This is a genomic window from Paenibacillus silviterrae (assembly GCF_030167925.1).
Taxonomy (GTDB): domain Bacteria; phylum Bacillota; class Bacilli; order Paenibacillales; family NBRC-103111; genus Paenibacillus_G; species Paenibacillus_G silviterrae.
In genome coordinates this window covers 2,238,176-2,264,812 of sequence record NZ_JASKUT010000001.1, presented here as the reverse complement: position 1 = coordinate 2,264,812, position 26,637 = coordinate 2,238,176, and the positions used below count along the sequence as shown (strand labels likewise).

Sequence of the window (26,637 nt, the reverse complement as noted above, 5' to 3'; positions counted from 1 at the left end):
TTCAGTTTAGACAATAAATCAAAAAAAGTTGATTAATAAGGTGATGACCTCTATGAATGAAGTTTCGCTCAAAGAATACGAATCCAAATTCAAAGCACTCGCCGATGAAAAGCGGCTCCAAATCATGTACGAACTTACTCAACGCGGAAATACTTGCGTTTGCGATCTCACCAGTATTTTCGAAATGTCTCAATCCAAGCTGTCGTATCACCTTAAGATACTGCTTGATGCTGGGTTTATTACCAAGGAGACGCGTGGCACATGGAGTTATTACGAAATCAATCAAGAACAGGTAAGCCATATCCTCTCTGAAGAGCTGTGTTGTATTTTCAAACCAGCCCGAACAAGTAATGGCTGTTGTGGTGGGACAAACGAAAAAGAAAAGACAAGTAATAGCTGCTGCGGCGGGACAAATGAGAAAGAAACTAATTGCTGAGTTTATCGGCACCTATTTTTTAGTTTTTGCCGGTCCTGGAGCAATGGTGATTGATGAGATCACGAAAAGTATCACACATCTAGGAGTTGCGCTGACATTCGGGCTGGTTGTCACTGCTCTTATCTATACGTTTGGTCATATATCAGGCGCCCATTTTAATCCCGCGGTAACGATTGGTTTTTGGGTACGGGGAGATATTTCTCTTCGGGATAGTTTGTTCTATATCGTGATTCAATTCGCCGCGGCGATCACTGCTTCATATACGCTTTTTCTTTTGTTTGGCAATGTTGCTAATTTAGGCGCCACCCTGCCCCTTTCGTCAGAAAGCCAATCATTTGTTTTAGAGTTTATTTTGACATTTGTACTTGTGACCGTTATTTTGGGGTCAGCTGTACATGGTAAAGCGGTGAGAAGCTTTGCTGGTATATCCATTGGCGCTACGGTCGGGCTGATGGCGATGTTCGCGGGTCCGATCTGTGGAGCCTCTATGAATCCTGCACGTTCACTTGGACCGGCATTGGTTTCAGGAACTACGCAACATTTGTGGTTATACTTAGTGGCTACTGTCCTTGGGGCAATTGCTGCTTCGCTAGTATATAAAACACTGCATGAATAAGGGGCTGGATCAATTGGAGAAGAAGCTAGTTTATTTTCTTTGTACAGGTAATTCCTGCAGAAGCCAAATAGCAGACGGATTTTTGAAGGTGCTGGGAAGTGAATACTACGAAGTTAAAAGCGCGGGTCTTGAAGCGCATGGGCTAAATCCTCGGGCTGTTCAAGTGATGAGGGAAGCAGGAGTTGATATTTCAGGCCATACCTCGGACGTAATCGATCCCGAGATCCTAAAACAAGCAGACTACATTATCACGCTTTGCGGTCATGCTAACGATCATTGTCCAATGGTTCACAACGATAACGCACAAAGATGGCATTGGGGCTTTGAGGACCCGGCCAAAGCGAGCGGTACGGAAGAAGAAATCATGGCAAAGTTCCGCGAAGTTAGGGAATCCATTAAAAATAACATTGAAAAATTTGTGAAAGAAGGTAATTGAGGATGATTAAACGGATGCACGTAGCGGTAAACTGCAGCGACCTTCAGAAATCTCTCGACTTCTACAAAGCTTTCTTTGGCACTGAGCCGACGAAAGTAAAAGAAAATTATGCGAAATTTGAGCTGGATAATCCAGCACTACATTTTTCGTTAAATGTCCGTCCTTTTGAAAAGAACGGCGTTCTTAACCACCTGGGCTTTCAAGTCAATGATACCCAAGAGGTCCTGGAAATTGGTGATCGCCTTCGGGAGTCGGGGCTTTTGCTTATTGATGAAATGAACACGACATGCTGTTATGCGGTGCAAGATAAAGTTTGGGTACATGACCCTGATGGTAATGCGTGGGAAATCTTTTTCACAAAAGAGGATTCTGAATTTGAAAGTGCTGGTGAACCACGTGATGCATCGCTCTGCTGCGCTCCTTCGTCCGGTCCGGTAGCCATTGAATTTGGATCCTTCAAGAAAGAGGGATGTTGTTAAACTATCTGGGAACGTTAGCGGAATAACCAGGGAGCAGACCGCCGCAGCAGCTGTTCCCTGATTTCGTTGAAGTAACGGGGAGTTTAGCACAAAGTAATGTGGTAAAATTAGGGCATTAAAGGCATGGTAGTAATCGAAAAAACGCAGTTTAGGCGATGATCCCGACATCCCTAAATTGCGTCTTTCACTTTGTTTATGATTCAGTTAAATGGGCGCCGAATAACTTTGATTATGCGTGCCCCTCTACTAATCAGTTGCTGCGCCTTTGCCACGTTGATTTTTACGAGTACCGCGACATCGGTAGAATTTTCCACGTCAAATACCGAAAATATTTGGCCATTCGCGAAAAGTACGCCTTTCAGTTCAACATCTTTCCCTCGAGACGGTCTCGGAGCAGTACTTTGAATTTTGCAGCGCATGACACCCGCACGAATGAGACGGCGAGCTTGAAAAGCAGTCGCTCTTATAGCGAATATCGGGTCGATTTCGACTCCTGTTGTTTTTGCTTCAATTTCTGCAATCAGAAAAAATTGATTTCCTATCTTAGCGATACAATTCGAGCCAATGAAAACCGGATTTGCCACTGTTCATCACCCCCTCGGCGCATTGTATGGGGATCATGAACATTTAGAAACGGACAAACACATAGGGTCCATATTTTAATTAATGTATCCGGATTTGAGGTGCCATCATGGGCTTCAATAAAGTAACTGGGAACGTTAGCGTAATATAGGGAGCAGATCGCTACGGCAGCTGCTCCCTGGCCGCGTTGAACTAAGGGCAGTCTAGCTTAATTATATGTATTCTTTACGGCCCGAAATCTGGGGTTCAATGGTAAACTAAAGCTATTATCTATAGCTAGGTTGAGGGAGTGTTCTGCGTGGAATTGCAAATATGTGACGAGACAAATAATACCGACAAGTCTTATGTCGTAAACAAAATGATTGAATTTAATCTAAAGCATTTCCCTGATGATTTGAAGGGCAGATACCAGGTAGTTAACTTATATTTGAAAGATGTTGACGGAAATATTTACGGCGGGTTGGTCGGTGTAATATGCTGGAATTGGTTAGAGGTACAGTATCTTTTCGTAGATGATGCTTACCGGAAATTCGGATACGGAAAGAAATTACTATCAGAGGCCGAAAAGATTGCTAAAGAGAAAAAGTGTGATTTTATAAAATTAGATACCTTGAGCTTTCAAGCGTTAGATTTCTACAAAAAACAAGGATTTGAAGTGTTTGGAACGATACATAACGCTGGCAGGCACACTCATTATTATTTGAAAAAAGACATCACTTAGAAAAGTTATATCATTACGCTATCGGAAAACGTTAGCTTAATGGCCAGCGGCAGTCTAGGACTTTATTTTCTCGTCCTGGGCTTTCGCTGTTTCTTTTTCTAGGATTAGTCTATTACTTATTTTATTGAGTTTGAGGGTTTGGCGACTCAAAAAGCCGCGTGAAATAAAGAAATCCAGTCTAATACTTTATTTTCTGCTGACAGCAAACGTGGACTCGGTATCACCGATAGGGGATTTGCGCGTAAATGTAAATCCTGTTTCTACATTAACCTTACCATCTATCTGCCGGGCAATGGGGCTTTACTTGCAGCCGGTTGGAGGCGCGAATCAGGTTATGCTCCCAGTTTTCCGAATGATGGGAGTAAAGGATTTGGTACGAGGTTCTTATGTCATTTATTTGAACGACATGCCGATTTATTATCGTCTGCAAATAGACTTATCACGACGAAAATCTAAAGGTTATATATTACGGCTTTCTGAACCCAATTCAAACATGATGTGTAGATCTTTTACTTATAGTAAAGAACTCTTAGCCCTAGGTAAGATGATTCATCATTAGTTAGACGATTTGTTCCACAATTCGTTCGAAAAAAATACACTGAACTGAATATTTATTCGCAAAAAAGCCTAACCTTCTGAGAGTTAGGTTTTTTTGTATGGAGGTAAAGTTAATGATATTAATAAGCAACAAACTTAAAAATAGACCCTTCTATTACGAGGATGAATCTTTTGAAGGATATCTTTACAGAGTTGCGGAAGCTAATTATATATCACAAAATATGTTAATAAGCGAGTATGGAATCAATGATTTATTAAAAAGGAGCGGTAATGATATAAATCAGGTGGTGAGGTATATTAATGAACAAAACTACCATGATTATTCGAATAAATCATTCCAATTCATTAGTGAAAATGGTTTATATCTATCATGTTTTTGGAAACAAAAGTATTCTAAATATTGTTCATTATGTTTAGCCGAGCAGCAATACCACCGTATTCAGTGGATGGTTGCGCCAGTTATTGCATGCCCTAAACATTGTGTAGAACTTCAAAACTCCTGTAAGCGTTGTTACAAAAATGTTACCTACATAGACGTAATAAAAGATACTTGCTCAAACTGTTCATGTAAACTATCAAATTTCTTTACCTTCAACGTTAAGGATAAAGGAAATTCCATGTTAATGTTTGATAATATTACCATAAGTGGGTTTGTGTTCAATTATATGAATGTATTTGATTATTATATGTTTATAAAGAAAATAAGTTGGTTTATAAACTATCATATCAGTAGTAAGGAAGATCAAATTTATACTGATCTTGATAAAGGAAAAAACAAAACAGGTTGGTATGTTAAAAATCTATGGAATTTAAACAAACTAATGAACACAGTTTATGAAGTAACGAGTGATTGGCCAAATAACTTTTTCAAATATTACATCTCACTTCCGCGAATTAAAAAAAATAAATTTTTTTATTTAAGAAACTACGTAACAGCAAAAACAAAGGTACACCAGACTCTTGATGTTTTTTTTAAGAGTTACAAACTTTTCTAATAATTGATATGGTTTTTACAGAACAGCGCACGCTCCTAAATTAGAGTCGTTTAAGTCAAATACTCTTTCTTACCCGGACAATACCATAGTCCGGGTTATTGTATTTCGTCCAACATTATTCTAAAGAATCAATTTCAGAGATCCTAAACGTTTAGGTAAAGTTTGAACTGGAGAGACTGATTCTAACGAATTCTGGAACAAAGGGGGCTTATACATGAAAATTCCTGTCAGAAAAATCAGGCCGACTAGGGGACGACATTATAGAAGTAAAATCGGCTCGTCCAAAAGCCTGAAGATCATACATGCCGAGAGCCTTCTGGAACGAGATTATGTTCGACTGTGCAATTACGACCCATCAATTATTAAAATATATTACCAGCCGGTAGGGATACGGTTTCATTATGATGGTCGGAAGCGTCGGTACTTTCCTGATTATTTGATTGTTACTCGGGACAATCGTTATTACCTAGTAGAGGTAAAGTTAAAGGAGTTTGTTGGATCAAATTTAAACCGTGCAAAATTTTATGCAGCGACCAAGCTGTGTGAAGAAAAAGGCTGGAGTTTTAATGTCGTTACGGAAGACCAAATTCGGCCAGGATATTTACAGAAGAACCTTAGATTACTTCATGAGGTGAAACGGCATAAAATTACCCCAGCTGTAGCTGAATACATTAAAGTGATGTTAGAACATATGGGACCTCAAACTGTTAGTGAGTTGCGGAAGGCATGTGAAATAGTCGATGCTTCGATGTTCATGCTCAATCTTCACAAATTAATATACGCAAGTGAAATCAGTACAGACTTAATACATAAACCTTTGAATGATAATTCAGTAGTATGGGGATTGCCCCGAAAGGAGGATGCGTGTGGCTAGGAATCGTTTTTCATATGGAACAAAGTTTTTGTTGGACGGGATGGAACATATGGTAAAACGTTCTGAGCGAAATGAAGTTGTCGTTGAACTTATTAAATATAAGGAAACCAAGAGCATTCCCCTGAGTGAGTTGGAGGAAGCTTTGTATGAAGATCGACTAGTGTTTCAAGATTTAACAGGAAGAGCCGGCAAGGTCAAATTGGATGTTAGTCAACTGAATGATAAAGAACGAGAATTACTTAAAATGAAGCTAGATGTTCTTCATCCGGTTATTCATGGGTATTTTCACAATATAAACCTTGATGACTATTTAAAATCCCTTCGTGAAGATAAATGTTACAAGGTGTCTAAGGCCTCTTTTTATAATTGGAAAAAGCTCTGGGAGCGTTATGGTGATGCACGTTATTTAGTTGACCTGAAACCTGGACCCAAAACACGGCATACTGAAAAAGAAGTAATGGCTTCATTAGAAAAAATCATGGAGGAGAATCTCTATACAGGTGAAGATGTCATTTACCGGCAGATTTATCGGTTATATACGGATAGTATTAATAAAGTGAATGAATTAAGGAATGATGATCAAAAGCAAGTTCTTCGATCATTTCAGACGATTTGGAGGATATTGAAAGAAAAACGCGATTGGTATCGCCAAAATAAAGCTAGAGATGGTCATGTCGCAGCAAAGCTGGAACGTGATGGTTCTAGGAGTATGACGGAGAAACCTACCCGACCGTTACAGCGGGTAGAACTTGATTGGACACCAGTTGATATATATTTAGTTGATCCCAAAACTCTTGAAAGGAAGAAACCCTGGATTGTTTACGCAATTGATGTATTTAGTGGCGAGCCCTTGGGTTTTTATATCACATTTGAATACCCTGATACGTTTGCCATCAAACAGTGTTTGTTACATTGTTTTTTACCAAAAGTATATTTGGAAAAGTTGTACCCCGAAGTTCAGAATGAATGGACTGCTTATGGAATTCCTAAGGAATTGGTAATTGATAATGCCTCACAAAATAACTCTTACGAATTGGAAGAGATATTCGACTTCTTTGGAATCGAACCACTTTATCCTGAGGTTCAGGCCGGCCATAAGAAAGGAACGGTTGAACGCGGTCTAAAGTCCTTTAATGATATAGTTCATACACTGAAAGGAACGAGTTTTTCCAATATTTATAAGAAAAAACAATACAATTCTAAAGGCGAAGCCTGTATTACACTCCAAGCATTTTATTACATTGCTCACATTATATTTGTCGATATGATATCACACAATTGGAGCCATAGCCGAATGGGTGGCACTCCACATCAAATTTGGGAGAAGGCATTCTCAGATGATCCCAGTCTTATTAAAGAATTGCCTATTAGTAGAAAAGAAATTACCTTGGCGTTGTGTGCAGGCAGGGAAAAGAGAAAAATTCAAAATAAGGGGATTGTCCTTGAGGAAACGTGGTATACAAGCGATGAACTTATGAAATTACGTTATCGCTTAAAACAAAATGGTGATGACGATACCCAAGTAGTGGTGAGGTTTGATTATTCCAACATTAAGAAGGTTTATATCGAGGATCCCTATGATAAAACCTTTATCGAGGCATATATAGACCCCAATCGTATGCATGATTTTAAAAAACATTACGATGTGGATCCGGTACTTCCCCTTCCTTTTCAACAGATGAAAGCGATCTGTTTATCCGAGGGAAGGAAACGCCGTTCTTTTGACGATTCTCATATTATCAGTGCTCTAACCAAGTTGAAACAAATTCAAAAAGATCAGAACAAGGACAAGCGAAGTAATTACAAACAAGCTCTTGCTGAAGAAGCTCGAATAATCGAGGGACTTGCCCTACAAAGCTTTAATTACGAGGACTTAGGTCTGCCCGAAAATGCCGAAACCCTTCAATATATAGGAGAGATAACAGAGGATGTGATCAAGAAAGAACAAATACGTTCTGAAGAAAGAGCAATTCATCGGGCAGTCGAAAACAAGGTGGATGAAAAAATTCTTGATCATGTGAATTCGACCATGGATGATGATTTGCCAGATTACGGGGTTTCCCGATTAGGAGGATAGGATGCAGAACTATATCCGCTTGAATGGATCACCCATAACCGAAGAAGATTTACAAATTCGACTTTCGGACCTTAAGAAAATTGTTGTTCATCACCGGAGGTTTCTGGAGCTCTATCAGGTAATTCGCGACTCTCATTTATTAAAGAACGGCGCCGCGATATTAGGTGATACCGGTGCAGGTAAATCCACGTTATTTAAGACCTACGAGGAGGGTCACCCACGGACGAAAAAAATAAAGATACTTAAAGGCCACAAAACTGAGTGTGACATAGTTCCGGTCCTTCGCGTAGAGTTAGATTCAAATTCTAAGCCTGCGAACGTTGCGTCGAAATTATTGCAGCAACTAGGTGATCCCTTTTATGATAAAGGGACAGAGAAGCAGCTTACTGCTCGGGTAAAGGAACATATTAAAGATGCTGAAGTTGAGCTGTTAATCATTGACGAATTGCAGCACCTAATCGATACAGAAACACAACGTGTAATAAGGAAGGCTGCGGATTGGCTAAAACAACTTTTGAATGATATTAATATACCGATAATCTTTGGTGGCATTAAGGAAGATGCGAAGCGAATCTTTGCTTCAAACCGCCAGTTAGATGAAAGATTTCCACATAAGCCTTCATTCTTTGGTTTTAATTATCTCACTGATGACCAAAGAAAGGAGTTTAGGGGATTTTTAAAAAGTATGGATCTTCAGTTGCCACTTCCAGAAAGGTCACATCTATATGATCCTTTACTTGCGGAGAAAATCTTTTACGCTACGCTAGGAATACCCCGAACACTGTACCATCTACTGCACCATTCGCTAATATATGCTCTAAGGTCAGGAAAGGATAGGCTGGAAGAAAGCGATTTAGAGAATGGATATACTTTGCTGTCATTTGAAACCAGACCCAAGGTTGTTAATCCATTTCATGGGAAGGCATTTGACTTGAATGTTGCTTTGGAGAAAGAAAAGCCGAGCAAAAACTAGCTCGGCTTATATCCCATTTCTAATAATCGATTACGCGCGGCGTTTTTTTCTGAATCTGAGAAGATGGGACTAAATTCTTCATGATAGGCGACAAGGGCTTCAACTGTAAGGTCCATTCTGCCTCTTTTCCATAATTCAGAAAACCCATCACTCGGTGTATTGGACAGTACAAATTTCTTTGCTGTCCTTACTGACTCATCAGGAGAAGTAAGCATTTGAACGAAGCGGTTGGCATTATACCCTAAGTCTTTCTTAGCTGTTTGGTAAATTCCCAGCATTGCCCGGTGAAATTTGAGTTTTAATTCATCCAAAGTCTAGTCCTCCTTACGGCTTATAAAGTTTTTAAGCTCGTCCATGTTAAGCCATGGACGCTTTCTGTGAAGCATACGATGACAATTCGAGCAAACCAATGCAATATCTTCAACTTTAGCGTTATATTCTCCTGTAATCTCTGAGATTGGCATAGTATGATGACCTTCTATAAAATCTTCACCAATTTGTCCATACTTTTCCTTGAATGAGAAATCGCAGACCATACATTTAACTTCGCCGTTCATACGCTTTTTATGATATTCTTTAGCTGCTTTGATCAAATTGGGGTTTCTTTCGATAACACGGTGTTGTCGATATACTCTCTTTCCTTCTGGGAAAAGGGCTGCTTCCTCTTCATCTACTTGAAATTGAATTTCAGGAATTCCCCATAAGGAACGATTGTAACTCAATTGTTCATGATTCAATAAAGAAAGCATTGCAACAGGATCTTTGCTTGCCTTTACATAAGGTAGTTGCGCCAATAAAGCCATTATGAACGAGGAACGATGACGAGCACGACCTGGAATATCTTCTGCTGTCAATGATGTCTCTTTAACTAATGCATTCCAAGTATCTTCAATCCATTCTTTCCAAACCAGTTGTGGTGCGGATTTGGTTGTGACAAAAAATCCGTCCTCCGTAACCTTATTAACGATGTTTTTTTTGCCTTGTATAAGTGTTATTACCACGTGATCATTTTCTTTCAAGACGGATAATATATCATTCCAGACTATGTTAAAGGGTTTCAAAGAAGAGCCTCCTTATACCAGTGCTGCTGCTTTCCAATTCCAAGACCTTTTAAGGGACGTACGCACTGATATCCCGCGTCCTCTAGTAGTGGTATGAGGTATTTGACGTAATCATCGCTGGCGTGGAAATAAAACACTGGCGAATTAGATGAGAATTGTTGTTGTATTTGTAATAAAACTTTATGTGCCCATTTTTTCTTATTCGATATTGAGGTGGATTTTAATGTTTGGTCGTAAGGTTCAAGAATGTCAGATGGAGCAACAACCCCATGCTTCGCGCTTAAGATAAACCATTTGTCATAATGAGTGTTACAAAATGATGATGCGAATTTAAAAAGTTGAGATTCCGCATAAAGCGAGGCAGCTTCACAAGGGTAAGACTTTTTCTTCTTAGAGCATGAAACAAAAGCAATTCGTTTTTCCATCTATTTGTACCTCACATATACAAATTATGAATATATTATACATCTGAACGGTGTTATTAAATATAGAAATATTAATGCAGTTAACAGTTATTTATACAGTCAGCATAATCCACCATATGTTAAAATAGGAAGCATCCGCAGGTTGTCACGACATCGCAAATCAGATATTAGAAGCAATAAAGAACGGAAGTGAGTAATGTGATCACAATTAAAGAAGAATCCTGCTTTTATTATTTAGGATTAGTTATTGGACTGTTTTCAAGAAATGAAATAATTACTTGGGCTGATAAGATAATAACCGAAAGTAAATTCAAGTATCCGTACGAGATTATTGATATCTCCCTATCCGGTAATAGATCCACTGAGGATGTTGCATCTTTATTGAAATCAGCATATGGGTCGGAAAAGTTAAATGAACCGCTGTATAGAATGCTTGGCTATTAATACACAACGTATAACAAAAAAGTAATCTCAGCTGATGAACTTTATTCGTTTATTTTCAGAATACAAATGCAAAGCATGGTATTCATAATTGACGAGAGCTTAGTAAACAAACTAGATAGATTAAGTGATAATTATTATTTGGCGACCGAGGGTATATACGGTAATAAGAACGAAGCAATAGATGAGCTATTGGAGTATCTAAAGCAGTATGAAAAATACTATCATGAAGATTAATGATGCTGTCTATAAGCCCCATAACTATTAGGAAGCAATAACTACTATAGAGGTAATCACCATGAAGCAAATAATTATTAGCGATTGGATACTTGAGGTGGATGTTAAAGCAACGAGGGAGTACTATCAATGTCACCCTAAAATTACTGATGGTTGTGATTGCATCTATTGCAAGAACTTCGTTGCAGCAGTTGAACTAATGCCTCAGGACGTCGCGTCTTTTTTCGAAAGCTTAGGAATTGACCCAACAAAAGAAGGCGAAGTTTCTGAGTACTGCGAGAACACAGATGGAACTCACCTATATGGAGGATTTTATCATGTAGTTGGGAATATAATTAATGGCCCGGACTGTTGGGTTAATACAGATAGCGAGGTAAATCATTTATCATCAAACTTGCTCGAGATAAGTGGTTTTTCTTTCGGTTTTACTTATACAATCAGCTTACTACCGGCCGATTTCCCTAAGCCAGCTATACAATTGGAGTTTCAAGGGAATGTACCTTGGATTCTTGAAGAAAAGCCGGATAGTTAGTTTTCTTAATTAATTATAGTTACAGTGGCGATGTCCCTTCCAGCTCAAAGCTTAAAATTGAAGTCTGGTATAAGCAGGTGCGATGGAGCTTCGTCAACAATAAAGTCAACTAGAGCATATGTATTCCAGGTACCTTCAATAAATGATGTATTCTTAACTAGCACCGTCCAAGTCTCACCCATCAATTTCTTACCCTGGATTTCCCCAAAGTTCACAACGATATCTGAAATCCATTCATTAACTGGGTGCTTACTAGGGTCTTGATGCCATTGAATAATTGCTCTTACTGATTTTCTTTCCAAGCTGTTACCCCTGCTCATTCGTATTCCTGTATCGTCGAATCTAGCCATACTTCGATTTTTGATTCATATTTTGAAAAACGAAATCCATAAGGGAGTGCTAGGTAGGGCAGTAAATCGGTCCTCTTGAAAGCGAGATGATAATAATGAACAACCATGAGTGACTGGAAATTGCCATCATATTGATCGGTTGTAATATACCACCCGGTCATATGATCGGGGCTGGGATACCTGACACCTTCACAATCCATCCCTTCATAGACCCCTCTTGAAATAGCCACTTTTTGCCCGAAAAATGGAAATAAAGTTTTTGTGTTCTTAGAGTTACATACCTTCTCCTGCATTTGTATAAGATTCGCCGAATATTCGATTCCTTCGGTGAACATTCCATCTTCGTTAACAAACTCCCAAAGGTCATAACAAGAATCAGAACTTGGTACAAATTTCAACAACCATGAGTAGTACGCTATCGTCTGTTCTGGTTTGATAACTGCTTTTGTATTAAAAATGTAATCAATTAAATAAATAAGAACTTTGTGATATTCCATCGTAGTTCTGTCTTTATTAGCAACTTTGATTTCAAAACCAGACACTGATTCTAGCCCATTCGTTACGTAGTAATCAGCGTCATATTGTAACTTTATACCCTTGTGCTTAATTTCCATAGGCGTACCTCTTTTATAATTATTTGATCAAGTCATTATTAAGGAATGGTATAATATTGGAAGGACTACATTAAGGAGTATGTTGTATGAACAAAACACGGAAAGTCACTCTAACCCCTGTACACGATATATCAGAATATATGCACCATAGCAAAATCGTATCCTGTTCTCAAGGACCTCATGTTAACGAATATTATATCTTATTTATTGATGAAGAGCCTCAGAGGATCGATGGAATGTTTGTTCAATCCAAGACCGACAAGCCACACGATTACAGAATACTAACCATAAAAAATGATACTTACACTGAAGTGTACTTACCTAAACAAAAATATAATTATCACTTTGTTCAACCTATGGGAGACGATCAACTAATTCTAGTCGGAGCAAGATGTCGGTATTATAGTGAAAACAACTTCGAAAAAAATGGAAAGATCATTGATTATTACGGTGTGAAAAAAGACGAAATCTTATTGGGGGATGGAATACAAACCATCCAATCTTCGAAGAATAGCACTTTATGGACTGGTTATTTTGATGAAGGTGTCTTCGGTAACTACGGCTGGAATGAACCAGTAGGAGCACCTGGATTGATTGCTTGGAATCGTAAGGGCGAGGTGATTTATAAAAATACTTCGTTTGATATATGTGACTGCTATGCATTAAATGTGATTAGCGATGATGAAGTATGGTTTTATTATTATACGGATTTCCAACTTGTACGGTTATATCAGCAACAGCACGAGACATATAACCCAAAGATATCAGGTGCGAGTGGATTTTTGGTATATTGCAATTATTTTTTGTTTGATAAGGGGTACGGCAAGCACAGCAAATATGTATTACTTCAAATGAAAAGCAACGGAAGTATGAAGGAACTGTGTGAAGTTACATTGGTCAATGAGACAGGGGAACTTATTCAGTCTGCTTATCGGGATTTCAGAGGGGACACCGTACTCATCCGAGAGAATCATTTGATTTATCGGCTTCGTTTAAGTGATCTTATACAAACATTAGTTTAGATAACGTGGGGGAAATGATGAATCAATTTAAACAATATCAAGCTAAATGGGAACAAACCCAACAGCAAATACACTCTATTGGAGGTAAAGGCTCTCAACTAGTCGTGGAACCTCCCGCAACAATAGAACAAATTGATCAAATTGAAAATAGACTTGGCTACAAATTACCTGAAAGCTTTCGAAATGTTTTACTTCACTACTCCAAACATGTCTATTTTCGATGGTTTTTCCCCGACGAAACGATAGTCCCGGTTAGGTTCAGGGAGATTTTCGCTGGTGAATTAGGCTGGAATACGGAGTGGATCGAGGATTTGTCATCCATTTCAGATGATATAGGAAACGGTTACGGTGAAAGCTTAAAATACAAGTTATCTTTTTTCATGGTCGGCAACGGAGATTATTTATGTTTGGATATGAATCAAGAAACAACTCCGGTTGTTTATTGGAGCCACGAGGAAGATGAAATTTACTACATAGCAGACTCATTTGAAGACTACATTTGCAATGCTACTGAGTTACATTGTGTAGGTTCAGAAGTATGGCAATTGGACTACTTTCTGACTCCCGATGGCTTGGATCCTAAGTCGAAAGCTTCTTTCGATTGGTTGAGTTGGTTTGATACTTTAACTTCAACAAAGCTAGAGGCTATTTCTCACTCTGTACCTGATTTACTTGAATTTATTTTAGTTAGAGGGCCGGTCGAAGAGATTATGTCTGTTCTTAACACACATAACCCCGCTGAAGTCTTTGATCATATTCTTATAAAACTACCAGATGTTGAGCCGAAGCAGGTCAATGCGTTATGTACTGCAATTGGTGAAGTATTAAACATCAACGCCGCAGATTGGGTTAGACAGTTGTGGGAAATGGATGTTCCTTTCTTAAATGTGTATCAACGTTCCTGCCTAACTTCCCGTTGCCTCCCGTTGAAAGAAGGACTTGCGTTGGTTTTTAACTACTTAGAACAGACCCATCCAGGTCGTATCCCTTCCCCAGAAGCTAAGCAGCATTTAGTTCATTTCCGCTCTAACCACGTGATAAAGTGGATGTTGGATAAAGTCACGCTGCCTGTTAACATCGGATGGGATACTCTGTATGCTTTCTCTGAACCTGAATGGACTGATGTGGTTCAATGGTTTAACTTAGAGCAACGCCATCAAATGACTGTACTTAACGCATTACATTTGATTTACTGCAAAGAGAAAAGCAACAATGAACAGTTGGATATTCTTCATAAGCCTTCCATTCCGGAAATGAAGAACTTTTTAACACAAATGAAGGATAAAGAAATTCTTCACAACAAGAAAAGAATTTACGATGACATTGTTCATTCCTTACACGAAACCGTAAAGTAATTTGCCGCGGCAATCTATCAAGTTGAAAATGTGAATGTAAATTAGTAGATAACTCAAAGTAAATTTGTAAAGGATTATTAAATCATGGTGGATTCAAGATTCAGGGATTCAGGTCAAAGCATTTATCATTTTCTTTGGAAATCAGATTTTGTGCTTATTGAATGTCCTTATTGCTCGGAATGTGCAAAGGGGATCAATCTAAAAGATGAAAATTCCGAGTTCAAGTTCACTTGTCGTCAATGTGGAGTACTGAAAAAAACAGGTGTTAACTCATCAGGAAGCGGCACATTTATGGGATTTCATCTATGGTTGAGAACAAATTGTAGAGGCAATTTACTATGGGCGTATAACGAAGAACATCTAGATTTTTTAGCTCATTATATTACGTCCTCTTTACGGGAAAGGATCCCCAATAAAAATCAGAGTTTGGCAAGTAGGCTCCCCGAATGGATTAAAAGCAGAAAGAATCGTCTAGAACTTACAAAAGGTATCGAGAGGCTTAGAATTAAGCTCGAAAGTAGTAATTAAATAAATGATTTATTGACGTAGTCGGGGGATTATTTCATGGACATCTTTCCAGAAGAACATGAATTAATTGATATTTTTGAGTGTGAACCGCAATTATCATTAGAGGAACTTGATATTCCAGACTATTATAAACAGTGGAGGTTCGTTCTGAGACGACAAACTGATGTGCTTGAATTTGAAGTAGAACCAAGCATTTCATACGTTTATTTGAGATGGCATCAAGAAAATAAAGTTTTAATGGAACTTTCCTTAGAAGAAGTTCATGGAATGGAAATTAAGAAACAGGAAAATTCAGAATTTGTTTTGTTATCGTTTCGTGAAGAATGTCTAAAAGCTCTAACAATTAGGACTAAACCTTACATAGCAATCGTTTGGGGAACGGTAAAAACGTAAGCTACGGTCTGCATTTATGGCAAGGTAATAAACAAAGAAGGAAAACAATGAATTACATTGCATCAAAATGTTATATATTTTTAAGCAGGCATATCAAATAAGGGGTTATAATGGAAATTCGTTACTTAATTCTTATTCTTGTTGGGTTTATAGTTGTTTTCTTTCTTGCTTCCGGAAGCCTTGAAAATGCACACCAAGATGAGATTAAACGTGTTCTGTCAGAAAAAAAAGCTAAAGTCATTAAGATAGAGAAAGTGACTGATAAAAAGGAATTACCTTTCGAGACGACCAGTTATAATGTCGTATATAAAATTACATATGAATTAAACGGAGAATCGAGAATTGCTTGGTATAGGGGCACTAAAACGGTTAACGATATTCATTCATCAACAAGAAAGGGTCTTAGTGAGAAATGGTTGTTTTAATACCGCATTGCCTCCACCCTATTTTTCTTCTGAGGATAGACGGGTTTTACCGAGATCTGAATAAAGAAAGAGATACCTAGGCTCTGAGATAAGCCCCGAAGTCATCGGTATGCTATCTGTAGTGCTTTTGGTGATCGGCTTTTTTGTAACAAAAAAAGTGAATATGTGTATAAAGATCCATTCTATAGAACAGCAGATGTCGAAGGCATTTGCCCATGGTGTATTGCTGACGGGAACGCCGCGAAAAAATGTTAGATTTGACATAAGGGGACGGATAAAAGCGTGAATTTAGAATTATTACGAGAAGCAATTGAAAGTAACAAAATGAATACAGTTGAAAGCATGTTGGAGGAAATAAGTGAACTTAAACTCGAAGAAGCTATTCCCCTGCTTATCGAGTTTTTAAAAACCACGCAGAGCAACGTTTTAAGAAATTCTATTGCAATTACTTTAAGTGATATCGGGAACGAGCAAGCCGTTGAGCCACTGGTAGAAATGATAAATCATCCAATAACACTGGGAGCAAGAGGTACATTGTTTTATGCATTGAAACCATTTGATTGTTCTCCTCATTTAGAAATGCTGGTTTATCATTTGATAACAGGTAATTTCGAAGTCCAGTTTCATGCTTACGAACTCATTATGGAGAAAATTCATTCAGGGATATCAGACGATGTATTGTTAAGATGTATTCAAAAAGTAAGAGCGCGTATAGACGAAATAGAACGCCAACACGATATACATTCAGATATTTTAGAAAAGTTAATTTCTCTTAAGGAAATATAAACCATATATTACAAAGGCGGTTTTCTAATGGTCAAAATATCAACATTCGAATGACAAAGCCAATTATTAAAGTAGGTTGTAATCCTACAGCAAAGACTTGGGACATTTGTCATTTCGTGTTCATTACGAATAACGAGGTAATTGAGGTTCTATCGCATTATTGTCCCAATGTTCGTACAGTACCAGTAGTAGATCATTAACTGACAATTGGAGCGTGGTACATAATTGAAAATTTTAAATGTAACCTCCGAAGGGTTAACGTATCTTGATGACTCCAATAACAGCATATTTATTGATTTCAAGGTATGTAATGAACATTGGATTATGTACAACAAGAGAACAAATAATTGGACCGATGACGAAGCCGCAGAGTTTAGATACAGAAGCAAATGTATTGGGCGCCGCGATATTTGTGGAAAACCATGTTATTTTACCTTTTTCACTAAGCCGTTTACTAAGATTGAGTTTACTGGTTTTAGAGCAAAGGAAAAGTTCATGGATTTACAAATGGAAATTCTTAATGCCGGTTGGACCACTTTTGATTTGAGTTGAACTAGTTGAAGTTAATACTGCCTGAAATTTGAATAAGTGCGCAACAGTGTTTGTAATTTACAAAGGGCAACCACCTAGGATCTTTAGGAAGATCCTGCGTAGCTGCCCTCTTTTTAATCTTTAAAAACCTCTTTCAGGATTGTTTTTGCTTTTTTTACATCCTTGATGTCACGCCGAAGTAGCAATTGAACGACTTCTTGAATGTCCTCTTCCTTCTCTGAAACCGGAATGTCTATGTTTTTAGAGTAATTAAAAAGCTCATGAATCTGGACGTCTAAGGCTTCAGTGATTTTCGATAAATTCAGTAAAGAAATGTTCTTCTCAGCCCGTTCGATACCACCTATGTAAGAAAAGTGAAAGCCGGCCTTTTCCCCAAGCTGCTCCTGGGAAAGGCCTTTTTCTTTCCGTAAATCTCGGATCCTGGCGCCCACAAATTTTAGAATGTTTTCGGACATGACTACACCTCTTATAGAGAAGTGTAGACAAAGGTCCTAACGAGAAACATACAGTGATTGTTATCAAAATAAATATTGATACAAATATGTATCATTACTGTGTTTGTAGGACATAATACTTAATAATAGATTGATAGATTAATAGATATAGGATGGTGATAAAATGCTTTCACGTGAGATACTTCCTTTAGACTATGCGACGATTACGAAAGAAGGTATTAGTTTCAACGGCAGTTTATTTACTACAGCCTTAGCAATTAAGCAGCAATGGTTCCTGAATAATGAGAAGGAACTACAATCAATTCCTGTTTGTTTCAATCCGGACGATCCCAGTACTCTTATACTACTTATTGAAGGTATTGGCTTAGTTCGTGCGGTAAAGGTTCCCGACCAAACGCCAACTGAAGAAGCATCCGTTCAGTTGTATTTCTCCGATTTTGTTGAACTTAAGGCAAGATGGAGAAGAAGAAAAAATAGAAAGCGAAGCAAATGAATCTGCTTCGAAATCGACCGGATATAAGAGCTCATGAGAGTCTCGCCAGCTTCGTACATAGGATATCGATTGCCAATCACTATCCATCGGTCTCCACAATAGCCACCGCACTAAATATCAAAATGAATCGCTTAAACAACAACGAGTTTTCTCCTCACCAGTTACTCCTTCTTCAAGGAATGACCGGACTACCGTTCGAAACATTGCAGGATCATACTTGTTACAGATTAGAACAAATGCTTGGCATTAATCATTTTGCTAAATTCATCATGAAGAATCGGGTTAAATACTGCCCTTATTGTTTTCAGGAAGATAGAATTCACAAGTACACCTGGAGCTGTTATCCTTTAAATATTTGCGTTAAACATCAGATGTTCTTGTTAGAAGAGTGTAGTTCCTGTAAGGGAAAAATCTTACTACGGAATTTACTTTCTGAGAAATGTCAATGTGGATACTTATATAAAGATGCTCATCCCATAGCAATTGAGAATGACGTCATTTTAAAGTCACAGACATTTCTTTACGAGTCTTGCTTCAATTCAGATTATTCGCAGCCGTTCCTTTCATTATCTTTTAGAGACACTTTAGATATATTCTCCGCCAGTTACCATTTACTCGAGGGAATGAATAGTTACTTAGGTGATGAACTAATGATAAAGGCCTTCTCTAAACAAAAGGATGACAATAGAAGCAGTAAAACGCAGGCTCATGCTTTTAGTAACGCATTTTGGATGTATATGGATTTTCCTAATAACTTCTATAAAGTATTAGACGACTTTCGCGCTTTAAAGCACCCTCCGACCATGTATGAACAGAAAAAACAATTTGAGAAGGTGTTGGAATTTGAGTCACTATCGGAAATTATATCGGCCTATCATAAGTTTTGGCTTGAGAAGATAGATCAGGGCATTGTTCGTAAAGATTTCTCGGTATTCAAGAAGCAGCCAGAGTTATTAAAGCGACGTAAATATTTGCGTAAGGATAAAATACGTACCGCTGTCGGTATGAGTTATGGAACGATTACCGAATTGAACAAACAGAATGAAGTAACCATGCAAATTCTTGATGGTGGAAGCCATTCCAAATACCTTGTAGATAAAAACTCGTTCGAAAGTGTTTTACATGAAACTCAACACCTAATTACAAAGCAAGAAGCTGCTTTAATACTCGGTATTCAAAAAGACTCTATTCCTAAATTGATATCTGCTGGAATTTTGAAAACTTATCGTAAACCCACACATCGATTTGAGGCGTTATCAATTACAGAGGTAAAAAACCTTATGAAGGAGTGCCGCGGCAGATTTGTAAAAGGAAAAGTTAAGGGGATTGGGTTTCATGAAGCGTTATTGAAATATTCCGTGTGTGGGATGTCCATTGTTCGAATCATCAATTTTACTAAGGCTGGAATGCTGAGACCTCGAACTAATGTGGTTGATGGAACATTGGCAAATAACAATTATTCGGAGAGGGAACTTGAAGAATGTGTTGCAATTATCAGAAAGGAACAAATCGACTCGCATGGATATTACTTATCTGATGTTTTAAAAGTATTAAGGATTGGGGAAAAACGGGCATGGAAATTAATAGAAAGCGGAGAACTAAAACCTATTCAAATAGTTACGTTAAAGGATGGTAGAAAAAGATATTTATTTAATAAAGATGAAATAGAAAATTTAAGGTGTACTTGCTAATAATTTTACTATATATAAAAATGCGAGAGACAAACATACTAAATACAGTAGTGGTAAAAGGAGGAATTTAGCCGGATTAAGTCGAAAAATACATGGTTAAAGAATAGCTTTGGGGGATAAACATATTATCAAACTATATCCATCATTGATGAAGGTGAGATGACAAGATGGCATTCGAGAAAGGTGGCCGCGCCGACAAGCTTGGTAATCGTTACGAGGGTCTTTGGGTTGCCAATAAAATGCTTGATATTTTAGATGGTACGATCCGTTCAATTGTTGTAGAGGCAGTTGGGGAGGACGAACAAGGAGCAGAGCTTTGGCTTGAGTTATTTGGTGGTACAAGACAAGCTCATCAATGTAAGGCTAGAAACGGGAGTAAAGAATATTGGTCAGTAAGTGATCTAGGGAATGCTGGTGTTTTGGGGAATCTTCAAAAACAATTGGATCGTTCCGGTAATCACGAATTTGTTTTCGTATCAGGTGTTCCTGTAACAAAACTTGGTGATATCTGTGATAGTGCAAGAAACTCAAATGGGGATCCAGAGATTTTTTATAAATTCCAGATTATTGGGACTGGAAAACCTCGAACGAAAGTTTTTCAGGATTTTTGTTCGATGTTATCTTTAGATTATACTAATGAAACCCACAGAGCAAGAGCTTTTAGTTATTTGCTTAGAACTAGGATAGTTCTATTTCCTTTTCATGACAGCGACATACACACAAGAATCAGGTACACACTTACTGGTGAAGCAAAGTCAGTCTTGAAATTACTGGCAAATTATGCCGAGGATAATGAGTGTTTTGGTCAAAACGTTTATCAAGATATGCTGATTGAGTACCTTGAAAAAAAAGACATTCTAGCAAAAAATCTGTCGACAAATATGAAAGTTTGGCCCAAAATTGCTGACTTGGTTTCTGAATTTAAAGAATCAATCCAACCATTATTTGTAAGGGATTGCTTAATTAAGCGTAATGAAACGGAACAATGTTTATCAATGTTGGATAATAAGGGATTCATTATTTTGCATGGTGACGCTGGTTATGGAAAAAGCGGTGTACTCTATGAGCTTACAGAGAAGCTACAAGAACGAAATATACCCGTGTTTGCTGTTAGAATAGATAAGAGAATCCCCGAAAATACTACCCGACATTTCGGTAATGAAATGGGATTACCTGATTCTCCAGTGTTTTGCTTATCAGCAGTATCTGGTGTACGTAGCTCGGTAGTTATCATTGATCAATTAGATTCTATACGGTGGACAAGTATTCATTCATCAAATGCACTAGAAGTATGCAAGGAGCTGGTGAACGAAGTATCTGCTTTAAGACGAAATGGCCATGACATTAAAATCGTTATTTCTTGTCGCACTTTTGATCTACACCATGATCCAGAAATAAGACACTGGCTTCAAAGAAAAGATACAACCGGGAATGATATTTGGGGAAAAGTAGAAGTAACTAGTATTGACTATAATGCTGTTAAATCAATTGTAGGTTCGTTTTATGAACACCTTACGGAAAAGCAAATAAATCTATTATCAAACCTCCAAAATTTATATTTGTGGTGTCGGCTTTCCGAAGAAGGTTACTCAAATAACTTTTCAAACACTTATGATCTACTTAGAAGTTTTTGGGAATTTATATATCAAAAAATAGAACGAATAGGTATTGGGTCAACTGAAATTAAAGATATTCTTAGTAAATTGGCTGATTTTATGAGCAGTTCTGGTAAAAACTCTGCCCCATCACGCTTGTTATTAGGGCTCTCTCAGAGTGCCGTACAAGCATTAAAATCTAACAGTGTAATTCAGGAAGAGGCATCACGTATAAGTTTTTGTCACCAGAGCTATTTGGATTATTTAGTTGCTACTAAAATTGTCGAGGAAATGGACATGGGTAAGGACATTTTCCATTGGGTTGGTTCTAAAGAAAATCAAACATTATTTAGAAGGGATCAACTAAAGCAGGCAGTAAATATTTTACTTCAAGAGCAAACTCAAAATGTTATCCATATAATAAGTAAAATACTTGATTCATTAGAGGTTCGTTTCCATCTTAAACATTTAGTGCTAGAAGTTATTACCTCAATGGCTCATGAAGATATTCTTATTGATGAACTGTTGATTGAATTAGTTCAAGAGGACAAATGGAGATACTATATTCTTGACCTTTCATTTAATCAACCAGAAGTTATAGATCTTTTCGTTAATAGCAGCTTTATTAATGAATGGATAACAACATCTTCGGATAGGCAAAAAAATGCCTTTCTTCTTCTTAGATATGCAAAAGACGTAAGGCCAGATGTAGTTGCTGAGCTTTTAGAACCACATTTGTATAAGGGAGAAGAATGGGAGAAATATATTGCAAATGTTATGGGCTTCGACATAGCAACAGATTCTGATAGACTGTTTGCATTTAGGTTAAAATTAGCAGAGAAACAGATATTCCCTTATATAATTAAATGGGAGTCAATTTGCATATCACATCCTAATAGAGCATTAGATCTTATCAATGAAATGATGAAATTACATAGATTAGATGCTATACAGAAATTAAGAATTGAGAAGTGGCACGACCATGATATGAGGTCTCTTAAGAAAATGGCAGAAGAACATTCGGAATTAACATGGGATTATTTACTTCGCTATATTAATGAATTTACCGATAATGATTATGATCACTATAAACTTACAAAGTGGGAACGAAGAAAGAATGAATATGATGTTATAAATGGGATTATAAAAATTTTAATATATGCTGGTCAATCGATGTCTCAAACGAAGCCAAATCTTTTTATTGAGAAGATTAGTTCGCTAGCGAATTGTCAATCATTCATTGTTCAACTAATACTGATTAAATGCCTTTCTAACCTTCCTAAGGAATATTCAGACTTCGGTATTCAATGGTTGATAAATCGTTCTTATCTAATGGAAGCAGAAAGACGTTTTGATAATATTATGTTTAAAAATGTAGGGATTTTAATTGAAAGGCTATCTCCAAATTGCAGCCAATTGATGTTAGCAAAACTTGAAAGTTGGATTATTAATTACCATGAACCAGATGAGTTAGAAAAAGCTAAAAATTACTTAAAGCATAGAAAAAATGGATTGTATTATCATTATTGGGGCTATGCTCAATATGTATTGTTATCAAAAGTACAACCAAGTCTGTTAAGCAAAAGTGGCCGGGAGATGATCAGATGTTTACGAAGGAAATTTGATGATGTTTCACCAAATCAGTTGCTTAATGAAACTCAAACGCGCGGCGGGTCAATTGGTTCTAAACTGGATAGAAACCTCTATAAAATTAAAAATAAATCATGGATTAAAATAGTAAGTACAAAAACTCTTCCTGTTGAACGGGGAGGATTTAATTGGAAGCGCATTGATGATGATAATTGGGTTGAATCATCTGTGTGGCAGTTCTCAAGGTCATTGGCAACTGCAGCAAAATTAGAACCAGAAAGGTTTGGGCAGCTAGCTCTTAGTTTCCCAAAAGATATTCATCCATCCTATATAGTAGCAATTCTAGACTCCTTCCAATTACAAGAACCAGAATCAAGCATTCCAGAGGAACTAAGAGAAACATGGACTGCGGCCTCATTCTCTACGATACTAGCTTTTATAGAACATTTTAAACTTACAGAAGACGCACAAACTGCAAAAGCATTATGTTGGTTGTTTGTGGAAAGGAAAAGAGAGCCATGGCCGAAAGAACTAATAACGAAGTTAGTTTACATCGCTAAAAACCAATCAGACTTAGAGATTGGAAAGTTAAATGTGCATAAATCCGATTGGGATCATGATATGACCACTGTTAGTCTTGATGATCTTTACACAAATACAATTAATTGCGTAAAAGGAGTGGCTGCGAAGGCAATCGGAAGCATTTTATGGCACCAACAAAGTTTGTTTAAAGAGGTTTGTCCCGCTATAAGAAGTCTAATTAATGACCCTCACCCAGTTGTTAGAATGTCATCTATAGCAGCATTGCTTCCAACATTAAATATTGATCGTGAATGGGCGATTGATAACTTTTTTATTGTTGCCCAAAGTGACCTCAGATCGGTTTGCTCAAGGGAAGCAACACATTTTATTTCGTACACAATATTATCTTATAAATCCATGTATAAAGAATTGTTTCGGAAGATGATTAATTCTGATAATGTAGAAGTTGCATCCCACGGCGCAAAATTAGTAACTTCATCTTTTATATTTCATCAATTATTTGAAGATTTGGTTAGGGAATGCAGTTCCAGTCATATATACTTGAAAAAGAGTGTAGCGTCAACAGCATCAGAATATATTAGTGATTCATATGCCTCCGATGTTTGTCGACAACTATTAACCGAGTTTATTGAAAGTGAGGATTGTGAGGAACTTTCTGATGAGATATCGAGCATGTTTAGGTCTAACATATTGGAAGTGCCTGGTAATAGAGAGCTTGTAAATAGATACTTATTATCAAATGCATTTAACGATAGATCCCTCTTCATACACCACTTGGAAGAGTATGAGGGCGACCTATTATTTTTCAGTGATGTTATTTTTAACTTATTTGAAGCTTTTATCAATAATAAAGATAGAACCTCATACAGATTTGATTATTGGCTTGAGGATGCAATAACCTTGCTATTAAGACTGTATGACCGGGCTAAGGACAATAATCATGATGTATTTTCTAGATGCCTTGACACCTGGGATGTGCTTTTCGAAAGCAGGATAACTAGTGCACAGAAAATCGTAAAAGTTATTTGAGTAAAATTGGCCGGTTAAATATCTCTATAGAGTTACTAAAAAGACATAATAAAAAGCCTCGGGAGTACCTAGAGGCTTTATGTCGTTGCATCATTAATAATTGAAAATGTAGAGTGGATGTAATACTTTAAATATAGAAGTAGATTAGTTGATTTCATCTTAAAGGGAGTGATAGCATGAATATCGATTGGGGAACTTTGATTATTTCCGTACCTGCTACATTAGTTATTCTTGGGACTTTTCTAAAACTAATAGTAAATACTTACATTGACAGCAAATTTAAAGAAAAGCTTGAAACACATAAGCAAGAATTACAACTAATTGCCGAGGCAAATAAATTTGATTTTCAAAGAAGAATGCAGGACTTTAATCTTTATACTACGAAGAGGCATGAAGCATATATGAACATTTATGATAAATTTCTACATGCTGATGGTCATATAAGAGGATTAATGGGACTTCAAAATAGACCAGATTATAACGAATATAATTCAGATGATCTTGATAGAAGATTGAGGAACTTTGATTTGTTGGAAAACAAGATAAATGAGTTTAAACGAAAATGGCAAGAATGCACCTCACAAAACAGATCATATCTCATTCAAGAAATCGAAGATTATTTAAGAATGGTTGAAATTCAGAAAGCAGGACTATCACTAACAGAGGCAAATAATTATTTTTTAACTAAAAGATTGTATATTTCAGATAATGTAATGGCACTCCTTACATTAATAAATTCATCGCTTAGAAGTTATGTGACTGGACTTCAGTTTTTACATTCTCACCAAGTTCCATTTACAGAGATGAATGAGCTTGAAACAACTATTATAAATAAAATGGACGAATTACGTGTGACAATAAAAAAAGAACTAAGAACAGGTGATTACGAAAGTAATTAAACTGAATTAGCTTTATACAATGAAATTTAATGATAAAACAATAATGATGAGAGGATGTTCATTTTGGCTTATCATGGCACATTAGCTGGGGATAAAATTTTACTTGACGGAGCGTTAGTTCCAACCAATGAAGAAAATAGTGTTTATGGCTTGAGTGATGAAAATGAGCTCAGTTTAAAAACATCCGCAGGTTATGTTTATCTTGCATTAGAAATTGAAAAAGCATATGAATTTGCATTGGTATCAATTCTTAAAAAGGGGTTAACTTTCCAAAAAACAAGTATTTATATATTTGAAGTTGACACTACTGGTATTGAGATATATCCAGATTATGATGAATTAGGAAGATTTGAAGAAAATCTTAGAGTGGCGATTACTGAAACAAAAACGTATGCAGTGAAGGAAGAGCTTTTACTAGGTAAACATGTGTTAAGATATAGAAAAATAGATGTTACTAATTATAATGAAGGTTGTGAGATAACAAACGCAGGGAAAATAAATGAGTATCCTTGGATCGACCTGGTTAGAAGTTCTCCAGATTAAGACTAAAATTCTTCTTTGCTGATGAAGATATGTCTATAATAACGAAAATTAAGCTTCTTTGCGACCCTGACCGGGAAAATAAAAGAAGATATGATATACCTTCTTATTTTTCGTTTATTAGTCTTAATGTGAAATGCGATAAGGATTTTGCTAGTGGAAAAGAGCATATTATTTATTGCATGATGGATGCTCATGAACCTAAGTCGAGGCGTTAAAATACCGACTCTCGTATGAAGAAAATAAGTGTTTTATCTATGTATATTTATACAGTAGGGTTAAATTTTTTTCCAGCGGTTTCTGCAACAAACCACCATTTTTAGCCGCGGTGTAT

Annotated in this window: 27 protein-coding genes and 1 pseudogene; 21 read left to right on the top strand and 7 right to left on the bottom strand. The window is 37.1% G+C overall.

Translation table 11 applies throughout. The features are described 5' to 3' along the window. Positions 1 to 52 precede the first annotated feature (52 nt). From QMO62_RS10060 to QMO62_RS10045, 4 genes and pseudogenes are all read left to right on the top strand, one after another. Positions 53 to 361, top strand: a pseudogene (locus tag QMO62_RS10060) (ArsR/SmtB family transcription factor); the annotation flags it as partial. Continuing rightward, a complete protein-coding gene (locus QMO62_RS10055) occupies positions 351 to 1,052 on the top strand; it encodes an MIP/aquaporin family protein (protein WP_284640805.1) in 702 nt (233 codons plus the stop codon). The pseudogene QMO62_RS10060 and the gene QMO62_RS10055, both read left to right, overlap by 11 nt. Positions 1,053 to 1,065: 13 nt before the next feature. After that, positions 1,066 to 1,488 carry an arsenate reductase (thioredoxin) gene (gene arsC, locus QMO62_RS10050; protein WP_284644909.1) on the top strand — a complete coding sequence of 141 codons (423 nt, stop codon included), beginning with the start codon at positions 1,066 to 1,068 and terminating at the stop codon, positions 1,486 to 1,488. Positions 1,489 to 1,493: 5 nt separating this feature from the next. Continuing rightward, complete coding sequence (locus tag QMO62_RS10045) at positions 1,494 to 1,967, top strand: ArsI/CadI family heavy metal resistance metalloenzyme (RefSeq protein WP_372516713.1); 474 nt, start codon at positions 1,494 to 1,496, stop codon at positions 1,965 to 1,967. A 200-nt stretch (positions 1,968 to 2,167) separates the two neighbouring features. Here QMO62_RS10045 and QMO62_RS10040 read toward each other — a convergent pair whose 3' ends face one another. Beyond that, the gene (locus tag QMO62_RS10040) at positions 2,168 to 2,551 is read right to left on the bottom strand and encodes a hypothetical protein (RefSeq protein ID WP_284640801.1); all 384 of its coding nucleotides are present in this window, start codon (positions 2,549 to 2,551) and stop codon (positions 2,168 to 2,170) included. Positions 2,552 to 2,847: 296 nt separating this feature from the next. Here QMO62_RS10040 and QMO62_RS10035 point away from each other — a divergent pair, with 296 nt between their 5' ends. The 5 genes from QMO62_RS10035 to QMO62_RS10015 all read left to right on the top strand — a co-directional run bounded on the left by QMO62_RS10035 (position 2,848) and on the right by QMO62_RS10015 (position 8,747). Next, positions 2,848 to 3,270 carry a GNAT family N-acetyltransferase gene (locus QMO62_RS10035; protein WP_284640799.1) on the top strand — a complete coding sequence of 141 codons (423 nt, stop codon included), beginning with the start codon at positions 2,848 to 2,850 and terminating at the stop codon, positions 3,268 to 3,270. 671 nt (positions 3,271 to 3,941) lie between these two features. Continuing rightward, positions 3,942 to 4,823 carry a TniQ family protein gene (locus tag QMO62_RS10030; protein WP_284640797.1) on the top strand — a complete coding sequence of 294 codons (882 nt, stop codon included), beginning with the start codon at positions 3,942 to 3,944 and terminating at the stop codon, positions 4,821 to 4,823. Between the two features lie 214 nt (positions 4,824 to 5,037). After that, on the top strand, positions 5,038 to 5,697 hold the full coding sequence (locus QMO62_RS10025; protein ID WP_284640795.1) for a TnsA endonuclease N-terminal domain-containing protein: 660 nt from the start codon (positions 5,038 to 5,040) through the stop codon (positions 5,695 to 5,697). Continuing rightward, entirely contained in the window at positions 5,690 to 7,774 is a 2,085-nt protein-coding gene (locus tag QMO62_RS10020; RefSeq protein WP_284640793.1) for a TnsB C-terminal domain-containing protein, read from the top strand. Before QMO62_RS10025 ends, QMO62_RS10020 begins: the two co-directional genes overlap by 8 nt. A gap of 1 nt (position 7,775) precedes the next feature. After that, complete coding sequence (locus QMO62_RS10015) at positions 7,776 to 8,747, top strand: TniB family NTP-binding protein (RefSeq protein WP_284640792.1); 972 nt, start codon at positions 7,776 to 7,778, stop codon at positions 8,745 to 8,747. Here the strand turns inward: QMO62_RS10015 and QMO62_RS10010 are convergent. From QMO62_RS10010 to QMO62_RS10000, 3 genes are read right to left on the bottom strand one after another with little or no spacing between them, the layout of a single operon-like run. Continuing rightward, a complete protein-coding gene (locus QMO62_RS10010) occupies positions 8,744 to 9,058 on the bottom strand; it encodes a hypothetical protein (RefSeq protein ID WP_284640790.1) in 315 nt (104 codons plus the stop codon). The two genes, QMO62_RS10015 and QMO62_RS10010, sit on opposite strands and share 4 nt — an antisense overlap. Positions 9,059 to 9,061: 3 nt before the next feature. Next, a complete protein-coding gene (locus QMO62_RS10005; RefSeq protein WP_284640788.1) occupies positions 9,062 to 9,808 on the bottom strand; it encodes an HNH endonuclease in 747 nt (248 codons plus the stop codon). Next, positions 9,805 to 10,233, bottom strand: a complete 429-nt coding sequence (locus tag QMO62_RS10000) for a DUF6884 domain-containing protein (RefSeq protein ID WP_284640786.1) — start codon at positions 10,231 to 10,233, stop codon at positions 9,805 to 9,807. The genes QMO62_RS10005 and QMO62_RS10000 overlap by 4 nt, the downstream gene beginning before the upstream one ends. 739 nt (positions 10,234 to 10,972) lie before the next feature. On the opposite strand from QMO62_RS10000, the gene QMO62_RS09995 reads away from it, so the two are divergent. Beyond that, a complete protein-coding gene (locus QMO62_RS09995; RefSeq protein ID WP_284640785.1) occupies positions 10,973 to 11,443 on the top strand; it encodes a hypothetical protein in 471 nt (156 codons plus the stop codon). Positions 11,444 to 11,487: 44 nt separating this feature from the next. Here QMO62_RS09995 and QMO62_RS09990 read toward each other — a convergent pair whose 3' ends face one another. Both QMO62_RS09990 and QMO62_RS09985 read right to left on the bottom strand, forming a co-directional pair. Further along, positions 11,488 to 11,745, bottom strand: coding sequence for a hypothetical protein (locus QMO62_RS09990; protein WP_284640783.1), 258 nt, complete (start codon positions 11,743 to 11,745; stop codon positions 11,488 to 11,490). A gap of 14 nt (positions 11,746 to 11,759) precedes the next feature. Then, positions 11,760 to 12,407 (bottom strand): immunity protein Imm33 domain-containing protein, encoded by a 648-nt coding sequence (locus QMO62_RS09985; protein WP_284640782.1) that lies wholly within the window; start codon positions 12,405 to 12,407, stop codon positions 11,760 to 11,762. A gap of 86 nt (positions 12,408 to 12,493) precedes the next feature. Here QMO62_RS09985 and QMO62_RS09980 point away from each other — a divergent pair, with 86 nt between their 5' ends. From QMO62_RS09980 to QMO62_RS09955, 6 genes are all read left to right on the top strand, one after another. Next, positions 12,494 to 13,429 (top strand): YxiH-YxzG fusion protein, encoded by a 936-nt coding sequence (locus QMO62_RS09980; RefSeq protein ID WP_284640780.1) that lies wholly within the window; start codon positions 12,494 to 12,496, stop codon positions 13,427 to 13,429. A gap of 17 nt (positions 13,430 to 13,446) precedes the next feature. Further along, positions 13,447 to 14,784, top strand: a complete 1,338-nt coding sequence (locus tag QMO62_RS09975) for an SMI1/KNR4 family protein (protein ID WP_284640778.1) — start codon at positions 13,447 to 13,449, stop codon at positions 14,782 to 14,784. A gap of 564 nt (positions 14,785 to 15,348) precedes the next feature. After that, positions 15,349 to 15,705: a hypothetical protein gene (locus QMO62_RS09970; protein WP_284640776.1), complete on the top strand. Its 357-nt coding sequence runs from the start codon at positions 15,349 to 15,351 to the stop codon at positions 15,703 to 15,705. Positions 15,706 to 15,815: 110 nt separating this feature from the next. Continuing rightward, positions 15,816 to 16,130, top strand: a complete 315-nt coding sequence (locus tag QMO62_RS09965; RefSeq protein ID WP_284640774.1) for a hypothetical protein — start codon at positions 15,816 to 15,818, stop codon at positions 16,128 to 16,130. Positions 16,131 to 16,244: 114 nt separating this feature from the next. Further along, on the top strand, positions 16,245 to 16,385 hold the full coding sequence (locus QMO62_RS09960) for a CbrC family protein (RefSeq protein WP_284644908.1): 141 nt from the start codon (positions 16,245 to 16,247) through the stop codon (positions 16,383 to 16,385). A 27-nt stretch (positions 16,386 to 16,412) separates the two neighbouring features. Then, a complete protein-coding gene (locus QMO62_RS09955; protein WP_284640772.1) occupies positions 16,413 to 16,916 on the top strand; it encodes a HEAT repeat domain-containing protein in 504 nt (167 codons plus the stop codon). A gap of 665 nt (positions 16,917 to 17,581) precedes the next feature. Here QMO62_RS09955 and QMO62_RS09950 read toward each other — a convergent pair. Next, a complete protein-coding gene (locus QMO62_RS09950; RefSeq protein ID WP_284640770.1) occupies positions 17,582 to 17,923 on the bottom strand; it encodes a helix-turn-helix domain-containing protein in 342 nt (113 codons plus the stop codon). Between the two features lie 163 nt (positions 17,924 to 18,086). Here QMO62_RS09950 and QMO62_RS09945 point away from each other — a divergent pair, with 163 nt between their 5' ends. The 5 genes from QMO62_RS09945 (at position 18,087) to QMO62_RS09925 (ending at position 26,306) form a co-directional block, all read left to right on the top strand. After that, a complete protein-coding gene (locus QMO62_RS09945; protein WP_284640768.1) occupies positions 18,087 to 18,416 on the top strand; it encodes a hypothetical protein in 330 nt (109 codons plus the stop codon). Continuing rightward, complete coding sequence (locus QMO62_RS09940) at positions 18,413 to 20,107, top strand: TniQ family protein (protein ID WP_284640767.1); 1,695 nt, start codon at positions 18,413 to 18,415, stop codon at positions 20,105 to 20,107. The genes QMO62_RS09945 and QMO62_RS09940 overlap by 4 nt, the downstream gene beginning before the upstream one ends. Positions 20,108 to 20,274: 167 nt before the next feature. Beyond that, positions 20,275 to 24,864: an NACHT domain-containing protein gene (locus tag QMO62_RS09935; RefSeq protein WP_284640765.1), complete on the top strand. Its 4,590-nt coding sequence runs from the start codon at positions 20,275 to 20,277 to the stop codon at positions 24,862 to 24,864. A gap of 176 nt (positions 24,865 to 25,040) precedes the next feature. Beyond that, the gene (locus QMO62_RS09930) at positions 25,041 to 25,763 is read left to right on the top strand and encodes a hypothetical protein (RefSeq protein ID WP_284640763.1); all 723 of its coding nucleotides are present in this window, start codon (positions 25,041 to 25,043) and stop codon (positions 25,761 to 25,763) included. Positions 25,764 to 25,826: 63 nt separating this feature from the next. Then, the gene (locus QMO62_RS09925) at positions 25,827 to 26,306 is read left to right on the top strand and encodes a hypothetical protein (protein WP_284640762.1); all 480 of its coding nucleotides are present in this window, start codon (positions 25,827 to 25,829) and stop codon (positions 26,304 to 26,306) included. Positions 26,307 to 26,637: the final 331 nt, after the last annotated feature.